This is a genomic window from Amycolatopsis sp. NPDC004625 (assembly GCF_040609695.1).
In the GTDB taxonomy this organism is placed as follows: Bacteria; Actinomycetota; Actinomycetes; order Mycobacteriales; family Pseudonocardiaceae; genus Amycolatopsis.
On the sequence record NZ_JBEXKX010000053.1, the window covers coordinates 1 to 11715 of the forward strand.

Annotated in this window: 11 protein-coding genes and 1 pseudogene; 5 read left to right on the forward strand and 7 right to left on the reverse strand. The window is 72.5% G+C overall.

What is annotated here, in order from left to right:
• The 5 genes and pseudogenes from ABZW17_RS39220 to ABZW17_RS39240 all read right to left on the reverse strand — a co-directional run.
• Positions 1-269: pseudogene (locus ABZW17_RS39220) on the reverse strand (Crp/Fnr family transcriptional regulator); the annotation flags it as partial.
• A 13-nt stretch (positions 270-282) separates the two neighbouring features.
• Positions 283-1380: a family 2 encapsulin nanocompartment cargo protein terpene cyclase gene (locus ABZW17_RS39225; RefSeq protein ID WP_354825708.1), complete on the reverse strand. Its 1098-nt coding sequence runs from the start codon at positions 1378-1380 to the stop codon at positions 283-285.
• A 30-nt stretch (positions 1381-1410) separates the two neighbouring features.
• Positions 1411-2262, reverse strand: coding sequence for a geranyl diphosphate 2-C-methyltransferase (locus ABZW17_RS39230; protein WP_354825711.1), 852 nt, complete (start codon positions 2260-2262; stop codon positions 1411-1413).
• A 363-nt stretch (positions 2263-2625) separates the two neighbouring features.
• Entirely contained in the window at positions 2626-3387 is a 762-nt protein-coding gene (locus ABZW17_RS39235) for a DUF3152 domain-containing protein (RefSeq protein ID WP_354825714.1), read from the reverse strand.
• Positions 3388-4084: 697 nt separating this feature from the next.
• Positions 4085-5086 carry a polysaccharide deacetylase family protein gene (locus ABZW17_RS39240; protein WP_354825717.1) on the reverse strand — a complete coding sequence of 334 codons (1002 nt, stop codon included), beginning with the start codon at positions 5084-5086 and terminating at the stop codon, positions 4085-4087.
• Between the two features lie 194 nt (positions 5087-5280).
• Between ABZW17_RS39240 and ABZW17_RS39245 the strand changes: the two genes are divergently transcribed.
• Complete coding sequence (locus ABZW17_RS39245) at positions 5281-6228, forward strand: hypothetical protein (protein ID WP_354825720.1); 948 nt, start codon at positions 5281-5283, stop codon at positions 6226-6228.
• Between the two features lie 160 nt (positions 6229-6388).
• Here the strand turns inward: ABZW17_RS39245 and ABZW17_RS39250 are convergent, their stop codons facing one another.
• Positions 6389-6859: a hypothetical protein gene (locus tag ABZW17_RS39250; protein ID WP_354825723.1), complete on the reverse strand. Its 471-nt coding sequence runs from the start codon at positions 6857-6859 to the stop codon at positions 6389-6391.
• 782 nt (positions 6860-7641) lie between these two features.
• Entirely contained in the window at positions 7642-7977 is a 336-nt protein-coding gene (locus ABZW17_RS39255) for a WGxxGxxG family protein (protein ID WP_354825725.1), read from the reverse strand.
• Positions 7978-8241: 264 nt separating this feature from the next.
• Between ABZW17_RS39255 and ABZW17_RS39260 the strand changes: the two genes are divergently transcribed.
• The 4 genes from ABZW17_RS39260 (at position 8242) to ABZW17_RS39275 (ending at position 11237) form a co-directional block, all read left to right on the forward strand.
• Positions 8242-8583, forward strand: coding sequence for a hypothetical protein (locus ABZW17_RS39260; RefSeq protein ID WP_354825728.1), 342 nt, complete (start codon positions 8242-8244; stop codon positions 8581-8583).
• Positions 8584-8889: 306 nt separating this feature from the next.
• On the forward strand, positions 8890-9258 hold the full coding sequence (locus tag ABZW17_RS39265; protein ID WP_354825730.1) for a hypothetical protein: 369 nt from the start codon (positions 8890-8892) through the stop codon (positions 9256-9258).
• 320 nt (positions 9259-9578) lie between these two features.
• Positions 9579-9932 carry a hypothetical protein gene (locus ABZW17_RS39270; RefSeq protein ID WP_354825732.1) on the forward strand — a complete coding sequence of 118 codons (354 nt, stop codon included), beginning with the start codon at positions 9579-9581 and terminating at the stop codon, positions 9930-9932.
• A 369-nt stretch (positions 9933-10301) separates the two neighbouring features.
• Positions 10302-11237: a glycoside hydrolase family 43 protein gene (locus ABZW17_RS39275; protein WP_354825735.1), complete on the forward strand. Its 936-nt coding sequence runs from the start codon at positions 10302-10304 to the stop codon at positions 11235-11237.
• Positions 11238-11715 lie beyond the last annotated feature (478 nt).

Sequence of the window (11715 nt, forward strand, 5' to 3'; positions counted from 1 at the left end):
TCGGGGGGGATGACGCGGACGTGGGTGCCGGTGGTGGTGAAGGTGACGCGGCCGTCGCCGACGGCGTAGGAGAGGCGGCGGTTGACGCGGTAGGCCCCGCCGGAGACTTCGACCCAGGGGAGGAGTTTGAGGAGCCAGCGGGTGGAGATGCCCTGCATTTGGGGGAGGGATTTGGTGGTGGTGGCCAGGGTCCGGGCGGCGGCCCGGCTGAGGCTGGAGGGGGTCTGTTCGTCGGTGTCGACGGCGTCCACCGGGTCGGTGACAGTCACAGCGAAACCTCACTCACTGATAGCGCGGATTGGTGGCGTGCCAGGTGAACCCGCCGCCCATCCAGGACCGGACGCCCACCAGGAACCGCTGCAGCTCCGGCGACGGCACCGCCATGAGGTCCCGGTGGCCGTCCTCGAACTCGTGGACGATCTTGTTGTGCAGCTCGACGGTGGCCTCGACCGCCTCCTCGACCGGGCAGCCGCGGTCGGCGGCGATCTGCAGGACCATGTTGCAGACCGGTTTTTCGTCGGCCGCGTCCTTGGCCACCGAATGGAGGTCGTTGACCAGCACCGAGGCCGTCCCGGCCCGCATCATCGCCTCGCGCACGCGGGGGTCGTAGTAGAACGGCGCGGCCAGTTCGTAGCCGCCGACGGCGTCGACCAGGGTCATCGACGTGTAGAAGCTGTCGTGCTGGCGGGCCGCCAGGTACTCCCACGCCGGCGGGTACCGGCCGGTGTGGCGCCACGCCGCGTAGGCGTCCCAGCTGACGAACATCGAGAACGTCGCGTAGCAGACTCGCTGCACGAGCACCGGTGAGCCGTGCCGGCCCAGGTGGTCGATCGCCGAGTGCAGCCCGACGAGGATCGGGTCGGACCGCAGGGCCTCGTCGAGGGGCGCCGAGAACTCCCCGGCCGGCGCGACCGGGTCCATGGCCGCCATGACGAGCGCCAGGCGCGGCGGCAGTTCGGTCGGCGCCGCGCCCAGCGTGCTGTCGTCGGCGTAGTAGTCGTCGGCCGCCCACCAGACCGCGTTGAGCTGGGCCGCGACGAGCAGCCGGTCCGGGTCGTCGCAGTCGGCGTGGGCGAGCATCGCCAGCCGGCCGAAGCCGGCCCCGGCGATCTGCTCCAGGCCCTTGCCGGTGAACCCGCAGCCGGCCGCCCACGCGACCAGCCGCCGGTCCACCTCCGCGGCCAGGCCGTCGTCGACGCGGCCCACGACCGGGCAGTAGAGCGGCGGCGCGCTGCCGTCACCCCACGGCAGGAAGGCGTACGCCGGGTCCGCTCCGGGCGACGGCGCGAACTGCGTCGCGATCCGCGCCGCCGATGTCCCGAGGCCGAACGGCCCGGCCGGCAGGCCGGTGTCACCCGTCCACTGTGGACACGCGGTCATGGTGGTCTCCTCCGGCACTCCGCGCCGCCCTCAGATGCGGTCGGCGGCGATGAGCAGGTAGTGGAAGCTGCCTTCGCGGTAGGCGGTCAGGAACGGGTCCTCGATCCCGGTGGCCACCGACGACCGAGCCCGCAGCTCCCAGTACGGGATGGTCGCCGCGGTCAGGTCGACGACGTTGATCGGCACGAACCCGTTGGCGGACAACGCCTTGAAGTAGTCGCCGCGGGCGTGGATGTTGCAGATGTAGTGCTGGTCGATCTGGCTCACCGCCCGCGACCGGCCGCCGGTGACGTCGTTGTAGCAGCCGGTGATCGTCACGTACCGGCCGCCCGGCTTGAGCTGCCGCGCGTGCTCGGCGAACAGGTCGTGCAGGTCGACGTACATCGTGCTCTCGTTGTTCCAGATGCCCTGGAACGTCCCGGACTCGAAGCCGGTGTCGAGCATGTTGCGCAGGTGGTAGCGCACCGAGCCGTCGATCCCGCGCTGCCGCACGTGCTCGTTGGCGAACCCGACCTGCTGCTCCGAAATGGAGATGCCGTCGACCTGGCAGCCGAACCGCAGGTGGGCCATGACGCTCGTGCCGCCGCGGCCGCAGCCGGCGTCCAGCAGCCGGTCCGACGCCGTGATCGGGCCCAGGTGGTCGAGCAGGACCTCCGCCTGCGCGGTCTCGAGCCGGTGCATCTCCGCGATGATCGCCTCGTCGCGGGTGGCCGCCGGGGTTTCGAGCACCGCCGGGTCGTAGTCGCCGAGGCCGTAGTGGTGGTGGTACAGACCGTCGACGTCACCCAGCCGGAGGTTCACCGGATCCTTTTCGGCGTTCCAGTAGGCGGCCACCGACTGCTGGTACGCGGTGCGGGCCACGGGCTGGCCGAGAGCGGTCATCAAGCAACTCCTCGCTGACGTTTTCCTTGTCAGGCAACGAAAGCCGGCCACCGGTCAGGGCGGTCCGGCTTTCGTCCCCTCCCCGTCGACGCTAGTGCCGGGAGTTTCGCGGGGACAAGGAGCTTCACTCGCACTGCCCGAGCGTGGCCCGTCCGGCCCAGCGGGCCCCGCCCCGTGGTGGGCAACGGGGTGGGCGCAAGGTCCCCGTTCGGGACCGGGGACACCTCGTCCGGCTGACGGTTCGCCACCGTCCGTGTCAGGTGCGCCGGCGGCACGGTCGTGATGACGCTGCCGGCCGGCACGATCTCCCGCCGCTGCTCGGCAGCGTGTACACCCGTGCGGCGCGCGGTCCGAACCACCGGTTCAGTGCGGGTCGGTGACCCAGGGGTTGGGGCGGCAGACCGCACCGTCGGGCCGGACGTTCGTGGCGGCCCCGGGGTCGGCGCGGTTGAGGTTGGCGAGGTAGCTGTTGGAGAGCCCGAAGGTCTGCTGCATCATCACCGGCGCGGGCGCACCGGGGGCGGGACAGCCGACGTGGCCGAGGCCGAGGGCGTGGCCCATCTCGTGGTTGACGGCGTAGGCGCGGTAGCCCGCGAGGTCGCCGTCGTAGGAGTGGGCGCCGCGGAGCCAGCGGGCGAGGTTGAGGACGATCCGGTGGTCGCGGGTGAGCCGGCACGAGGAGTCGAAGGGGATGGTGAAGCCGCAGAGATCGGGCCGCCGGGCGGTGCCGGGACTGGTGAGGCTGATCCGGACGGCGGGCTCGGCCCCGGGATCCCCGAGCCGCCGGAAGGTGACTTCGCCGAGCCCGGTCCAGCCGCGGGGATCGGCGAGGATCGCGTCGACGTCGTGGCCGAAGCCGGGGACGTCGACGCCGTCTTCGACTTCGACGGTGTAGGTGAGGACGCGGTCACCGTCGCCGATGTCGCGGCCCGGCCCGGGAACGACGTGCCAGGTACCGGCCCCGGATTCGGTGACGGGAACACCGTCCGGCAGCGCGGCCGGCTCGGGTGCGGGAGCGGGGCGGGTTCCGGGGACCGGGGTGACGGTCCGGGCGGAGGCGACCCCGGACACCCGCCGCGGTTCGGCGGCCCGGGGGGTGAGGAGCAGGGCGAGGGCGAGGGCCACGGCGAACACGAGAACGGCGGGCGGCCACCAGGGGGACGGCGGCGGAGCGGGCGGGGGAGGGGGTGTGCGGACGACGAGGGGCGCGGGGGCGGCGGGCCGCGGCACGCGCGGAGCGGGCGGCCCGACGGAGAGGGCGGGGGCGAGGAGCGCGGTTTGTGGTGCGGTACGGGCGGTTTCCGGGGCTTCGGGCGCGGCGAGGTCGGGTGAGATGCGCGGGGCGGCCGCGGATGCCGGGGTAGGCGGTGCTGCGGCGAGATCCGCGGGGCCGGGCCAAGCCGGGGTGGCCGGCTCCGGAGCGGTGGGTGCGGGCGTCGCCGTGACCTCTTGCACCGGAGCCGGTGAAGCGGATGTTTCGGGATCGGCCGCAGTGGTTCCGGCCGGAGCGGCCGCCTGAGGCGCGGAGGTCGGGGCTGTTGGTGCTGGGGCAGTCGTGCGCACGATCGGTGCTTCGGCAGCTGCTTGTGCCGGGGCAGTTGTGTGCGCGACCGGGGTTTCGGTGGTGGCGGGAGCTGCTTGTGCCGGAGCGGCCGTGTGCGCCGCCGGTGCCTTGGCAGCGAGAGTCCCTTGCGCCGCACCCGAACCACCCTGCCGCGTGGCCGGGATCCGCGGTGACCGTGGTGCCGCCGTCGTCCCACCGGCGCCCTCGCTGCGGCGGCGGGGCTGCGGCAGCCAGTCCACCCGCGCGGCCGGGATCGGGTCAGTAGGCAAGGCCCACGCTCGCACACGCCGGCGCCACCGCGCCCTCGGACCGGGGGTACGACACCGTCGACGGGTCTCCGTCCGAGGTGTACCGGTGGCCGCCCGGGGTGGCCAGCTCGTCGAGCCAGTGCGTCGAGCCGTACTCCGCTTCGCGGCCTTCGGACTGGGATCGGATCCGGGGAATCGAGCTCGCGTCGAACGACGCGGAACACGGTGACGGGGCCGGCCCGGCACCCACCAGCAGCACTCCGGCGTACGAATAGCCGGGCCCGCGCTGCGCCAGCTCTTCGTGGCGCGGGTGGATCCCGAACGGCAGCGCCAGCGTCGTCGGCCGGTAGCCCGGGATCGCCTGGCGGATCAGCGCGTCGCCCTCGGTGATGGCCGCGGTCGCTTCGGCCTCCGTCGCCTTGCGCAGGTTCGTGTGCTTGCGCGTGTGGTTGCCGATCTCGAACCCGTGCTCCGCCAGCCACCTCAGCGTCCGGCCGTCGCCCGGGTCGGCGAACGGGTGCTCGTTGACGTACAGGCTCGCCACCGGGCGGAACCGCGGGTGCGCCGCCGCGACGTCCAGCAGGATGCGGATCGCCGTGCCCGGGGCCGGCTGACCCTGCGGGGTCAGGCCGAACACGCTCGGGTCGCCGTCGTCGAAGGTCAGGACCACCGGGTGCGCGCCGGCCGGGAGGTCCAGCCGGCGGGCGGTCAGGTCGGCCGTCGTGACCGGCACGTAGTCCTCGGCCGCGAGCCGCTCGAGCTCCGCCGTGAAGCCGGCGGGCGTGCGGTCGTACACCGAACGCGGCTGCGCGGCGAGGCGGTGGTACATCAGGACCGGCACCCGGCCGAGCTCGTCGGCCCCGACCTGCCGGGCCACCGCCGGCGTGACACGGACCGCGGCCGGCGCCGGCCGCGGCGGGGCGGGCGCCGGGGCCACGGGCGCCGGACCGCCACAGGCCGCCAACGCGAGGAGTGCGGTGAACCCGGTACCGAACCGGAAAAGGCAACGCATGCCGGAAGTGTGCGGCCGGCCCCGGACGGGTGCGGGCCGGGCCACCGGGTCGGGTGAGCGCGGAATGGCCCGGCACAGCCCCGAAATCCACGTTTCCGCAGGCCGGGACGCCGGGTGCGGAACCGGCGCGGGCACGATGCGGTGATCGGCGCGAACCGGGTTTGGCCAAGATCGTGATCGGGTATTTCCCCGCGATGGTCCCGAAAAAGGCGGTCGCCGCCGAACGAACCTTCGATCGACGTCTGGTCCTCACCGCCGCCCTCGCGGGCTTGGCCACGAGCGCGTGCGGCGCGCTGGCGCGGGGACACTCGCTCGCCGTGCCGGCGCCCGCGGCCGCCGCGGCCGCCGCGGAACCACCGCCACCACCGCCGAACCCGCTCGAAACCAGCCTCCTCGTCGGTTTCTGCGGAGCACCGGGCGCCAAGGCCCTCGGCCGCATGACCGGCGACCTCGCGGAAGCGAGCCGCGCGCTGCGCCGGCAGATCGAGGCGTTCCCCGCGGGCCGCCCGATCACCCCGGTCGTCGAGCTGATCGCGACCACCGTGCACCGCTCGCCCGGCGCGGACGGCCTGTACCGCAGCCGTTGCGACGACGGGACGGTGCGCGACTACCTCGACGCCGCGCGGGCGGTGAAAGGCTTGCTGCTGCTGAACATCCAGCCCGGCCGCGCCGACTTCCTGCCGGAGGTCCAGGCCTACGAGCGCTGGCTGACCGAGCCCGACGTCGGGGTCGCGCTCGACCCCGAGTGGGCCGTGGAGCCGGGGGTGGTACCGGGGAAGAAGTTCGGCCGCACGACCGGCGACGAGCTCGACGGCGTCGCCCGCTACCTCGGGACCCTGGCCGACGCGCACCGGCTGCCCGCCAAGGTGATGGTCTACCACCAGGTGGCGGCGTCCGTGGTGCGCGACGAGCAGCTGCTGCACGCCCACCACGGGGTTTCGGTGGTCAAGGTGGTCGACGGCATCGGGTCGGCCGCCGCCAAGAAGGCGACGTGGAAGACGCTGATGACGACCATGCCGGACCACGTGCGGCCGGGCTTCAAGCTGTTCTTCGACGAAGACACCCGCCACGGCGCGGCCCTGATGAGCCCGGCCGAGGTCATGGCGCTGAACCCGGCTCCTGCCTACGTCGTCTACGAATAGCCCCGGCACATCGAAGCCCGGTGCGGTCCGCCGCACCGGGCTTTCTGGTGTTCCGCCGGGGTTTCGCCGGGTTTCGCCGGCCGGCGACGACGAAAGCCCGGCGCGGGAGGGGAACCGCGCCGGGCCGTCGCCGGTTTGTCCGTCCGGGGGGCCGGCCGGCTCAGCCGACCGGGACGGGCAGCCCGCCGAGAAGGTCGTTCACCAGCGCGGAAAGGCTGATCAGCACCCGCTGCAACAGCGCGTTGAGCAGAGCCGACACCGGCGGCAGCGACTGGCGGGACTGCAGCTGGGCGGCGAGGTCGTCGACGCCCTTGCGTGCCTTGGTGGTTTCCTGCTGCGCCGTGGCCGCGCTGTCCTTGGCCGCGGCCTGGACGGTGTACCGCTTGCCCTGGGCCAGATCGGACAGCAGCGGATCCAGCCGGGCGAGGGTCGCCTGCGTGCCGGGCACGTCCCCGCGGTCCGCCCGTGCGGCGAGCTGGTCGCGCAGGCCCTGGACCTCGGCCGCCGCGCTCGTGGTGCTCGACGACCCGCTGCCGCCGGGCCCGCCCGCGGTCGCCACGCCCACCCCCGCCAGGGTCACCGCGGCCGCGGTGACGAACACCGTGAGCGCTCGGGTCAGTGCACTTTTCATGTCGTACTCCTCCGGATTGTGCGATGCCGACTGCGCTCATCGTGAGCGCCGATCCGCGATAGCGCGAGCGGATGTCGGGGGGCCGTTGATGGTGCTCGATTTCGCACGGTGTACGGCCACGAGCCGGCACCGGAACAAACATCAAGTTCGCGTGAAGCGCATCGGAAGTGTTTTTGCGGTTCGGCTACGGTGCGTAATACCATCACTCGTGCGTGGCGGCCGATTGCGATATACGGCTGAATCGAGCCGCTTTTCTTCACCTCGGGTGCGCCTGGTGTCAGATCGGGTGACGTCGCACCCTTACTCGATCGTGAGGTTTAGGGAACGAAGGAATGGGTAATCATGCGGTTTTTCCCCGAGCTCGGAATGCCACCCTTAAGAAGGGTACGACGAAAAAACACTTCTTGCCCGCCGAGTAACTCGCTAATCTGGGCGGCGGTCGCGCGGCCGGTTTTCCGGTCGTCTTCGCGGCCTCCTCGGTGCCGAGACCTGACAACTGGGCGCCAATCGGAGAAGCAGGAAACGCAGAACGTCCCGACGCCGCCGGCGCCGGGACGTTCTGCGCGAAGAGAAGAGGGAAGGGGATCCGCGGTGCGGGGCACCAGAGTCACTCGGGCGGCCGGGGAAGGCCGGGCGCGGGGTACTGGTGGCGCTCAGGCGCTTGGTGGATACGGTGGGGGATCGCGGGCCGGTGCTCAAGTACCCGACAAGTTCCGCCGCAGCCCCGCGGGCGGCTGCCGGGCACAGGCTACAGCGCCCGGCCAACCCTCCCGCGCTCCCGCTCAAACACCCGGCGGGTTCCGCCGCGGGGCCGCCGGCGGGTACGTGTTCGCCGGGGGTTCCGCTTCGGCCACCGGGTATCCCGCCATCGCTCCCGGTTTGGGGCCGCGCCGGACCAGGCCCGCCAAGCCCAGCAGGCCGGCCAGACCCAGCAAGCCCCACAGCCCGTTGTCGTCGTTGTCGTCCGGTGCGGTGTCGCGGGCGTTGCCGTCGCCGGTCTGGGCGTGCCGGGCCGGGATGGCGGATTCCGGGGCCGCCGAGGCCGGCAGTGCGCCGGTCAGGGCGATGGCCGCGGCCGTGGCCGTTCCGCAGAGCAGTTTCCGTGCGGTGTAAGTCATCTCGGTTCTTCCTTCCGGTCGGAGGGCCTTTCCCCGGCCGCTTACCCCCGCGGCTCCCGTTCACTCCCGCAGTCACGGGAACGGGCGAAGAACCCCGCCTCCGGCGCCTTTCCCGGCGTTTGTAAGATGGCTCCCGGTTCAAGACAGAGCCGTGGAGGGATGCGTTGTGCGCGTACGTCCGCCGCCGGCCGTCCTTCCCCTTCTCAAGCGCAGCAGCGCATCCGAGCCGGGCCATTCCGTCCACTGCCGTGGACCGGGGGAGAAATGAACACTGATCTCGTCGTCGCGCCGCTCGGCGCGACGTTCACGCCACGCCTCATCTGCACCACCGGCGACCGCCTGATCCACCCGGCGGACGGCCGCAACGACCTCGCCAGGATCGTCGTACGCTGGGCCCGCGCCTGGGTTCCCGAAACCTGGCCCGCCCGCCAGTACTTCGCCGCGCTGGGGATCGGTGACGAGGAAAACCCTTGCTACGGCGACGAAGCCGTCGTCGGCTGGCATCTGCTGCGGCCGCAGCGGGACTCGCTCGCGTGGCGGGTGCGGTCGGGCGAAATCGACGTGACCACGGCGCTCACGGCCGAAGCCGAGGCCTGGCCCGGATAGTCCCGGCTTCGCCGAAGAGCCCGCGCCCCCACCGGAAGGGGCGCGGGCTCTTCGTCTTGCCCGTGATGGTGCTTGCCCGAAACGCGCTCCGGGGCGCATGATGGACCGGAAAGCGTGATCGGGTGAATTTCGGCGTAACCCGATCGGGCCACGCCAAGCGCGGTCAGAGGCTCGCGGTACGTACACGATGGTGTCACGAAGTGGCAACAGTCCGCGAAGGCCAGTAAGTTTTCCGGCATGCAGGACGGAGAACACACCTTCATTGCCGTCCTGATTCTCCGAAATCGTTCATCGAGGAGTAATCACATGCTGAAGAAGATTGGCTTCGTCGCGGTCGCCGCGGCGGCCGGTGCCTTCCTGGCCGGCGGCGTCGCCGCGGCCGGCACCCCGGACGGCCACGAGCACCACGGCCACCACTGGGGCGGCTACGACCAGATCGGTCAGGTCGGCCTGGTCAACCTGAACAACACCGACGTGCTGCACAACGTCAACGGCACGCTCGGCCTGTGCGGCAACGACGTCAACGTGCTCGGCGTCCAGGTGCCGATCCACGACTCGCTCAACGGCATCGGCGTGCCGATCCTGTCGCCGGGCTCGCACGACGCCGAGGGCGAATCGCCGTACAACTGCGCGTCGGGTGGCCTCGTCGACGGCGGCACGAGCCAGGGTCACTGACAGCTCTCCGTGCCGGGGCCGCCCGCTGTGTGTGCGGACGCCGGCTCCGGCACGGAGCCGGCGTCCGCGCCACTGTCGCGTCGCGGTCCCGGAATCCGGAACGAGCTGCACACTCCGGTTCCGCGTCCCAGGCTCGTCGCGACGCCGGACGGCGCCGGCCCGGGTGGGACCGGCCGCGACGCTGGAGAAGTGCGCCGGTCCCATCCGGCGCGTCCGCACCCCTACCGACTTCCCGGGCCCGGCTGACCGAAGCCGGGCCCGTTCCCTTCCCCGATCCCCTGCCGGACCGTCCGGTGGGTTTTCAGAAGGAGTTCCACCCCGTGATCAAGCAGTTCGGCTTCGTCGCCACCGCCCTCGCCGCCGGGATGGCGGTGCTCGGCGGATCCGCGTCCGCGACCAACGTCACCGTCGCGGGCCACCCGGTCGACTCCACCGACCAGTTCGGCCTCATCGGCAACGTGCAGAACCTCGACGCGGTGCACAACCTGAACGTCGTCGGCGGCGTCTGCAACAACGACATCAACGTGCTCGGCGTCCAGGTCCCGGTGCACGACTCGGCCGACGGCATCGGCGTCCCGGTGCTCTCCCCGGGCGAGCACTCGGCCGAGGGCGACAACCCGCAGAACTGCGCGGCCGGTGAGATCGCCGACGGCGGAACCGCCCAGGGCAACTGACCGATCCCGGTCCGGACCGCCGCGTGGGAACTCCCGCGCGGCGGTTTTTCGTCACGCCCGGTCAAGCCGGTGCACGGCGACTTTGCGCACGACGAGCAGCACCACGGCCGCAGCGCGTCGGAGGCGGCGAGGACGACCTCCACGACGGCGACCGTGACGACCATCCCGGCCGCCGCGAGCACTTCGGCCCTGGCCGACGGGCCCGGCGCGGTACGCCCCCCCGGCCGCTCGTTGCGTGCATGCGACGGCGGCTACCCCGTCCGGGCCCGTGGGAATCCCCTCGATCCGGGCGCGCGGGCAAATCCACGCTTCCCGGTGACGGCGGCCGCCTGCCGTTGCCGAAGTTCCGGTGTGCCAACAGAATCGCGTATGCGCCTCAAGGCTCTCCTGCTCGCCCTCGCCGTCACCGCCGCGTTCGCGGTGGCCCCGGAAGCCGCGGCGATCGGCGCGCCGCGGCTGCTGATCAACCAGGACTTTCCTGATCCGGACGTCCTCAAGACCGCCTGGGGCTACTTCGCGTTCTCGACGGGCACCAGCGCGACGCGGATTCCGTTCGCGACCGCGCCGGCGCCGGAAGGGCCGTGGCGGGTAACCGGCGACGCGCTCGGCGCGGTACCGGTGTGGGCGAAGCCGGACGGCGGGTTCTGGGCACCCGATGTCACGCAACTGGCGGACGGCACGTTCGTGCTGTACTTCGCGGCCGCGCAGAAGACCGGCGGCGGAATGTGCCTCGGCGCCGCGACGGCGACGAGGGTGGAAGGCCCGTACAGGCCGGCCGGCGACCGGCCGCTGGTGTGCGCGCCCGAGGACCACGGCGACATCGACCCGCAGACGTTCGTCGACGCGGACGGCTCGCGCCACCTGCTGTACAAGAGTGACGGTGCGCCGACCGGCCCGCCGGCGGCGATCTGGACGCAGCGGCTGCAGGCCGACGGCCGCACGCTCACCGGCCCGCGCACCGAACTGCTGCGGGCCGACCTCACGGCGGAGAAGGCGATCGTCGAGGCGCCTTCGGTGGTCCGGACGGCGTCCCGCTACCTGCTGTTCTACTCCGCGGACACGTTCCGGAGCACGGGCTACCACACGTGTTACGCGTCCGCGCCGGCGTTGACCGGCCCGTTCGTGAAGGCCGACGCCCAGTTCCTGTCGACCGACCTGCTCGGCGGCAAGGTGGACGCCCCGGGCGGCGCCGACGTGGTGGACGGCCACATCTTCTTCCACGGCTGGCTCGGTGGCGGCCGCACCGCGCGGGGGCTGTACGAGCTGCCGATCTCGTTCGCGGGCGACGTGCCGAAGCTCGGCTGAGCCGTCACCCACCCGGGTAACGCTCCGGTTGGCCGGCGCGGGGCCGGATATCCGGGGGGCGAGGGAACGGAGGAGCGCGATGACGGTGTGGTGGGGTTTGGCGGGCCTGCTCGGCCTGCTGGGGTGCTGCGGTCTCCTCCGCGGCCACCGGGCGAACGGCGCGGTCGACGACGACCCGCTGGCCCGCTACCCGGTGGCCCGCGAACCGGCGACCCCGAACGCGGACGCGGCTCACACCCCGCTGATGACCCCGGCGATCACGCCGGAGATGCTGGCGGCGCGGCCGGGGGCGGTGCCGGAGGCGGGACGGATGTCGGGCGAGATCCCGGCTCCTCGGCCGGAGGTTCCGGCGCGGCAGGAAGTTCCGGTGCGGCAGGGAGGCCCAGCGCGGCCGGAGGTTCCGGTGCGGCGGGAAGCCCCGGCGCGGCAGGAGGTCCCGGCGCCGCAGGGAGGCCCAGCGGCGGAGTCCGCTGTGCCG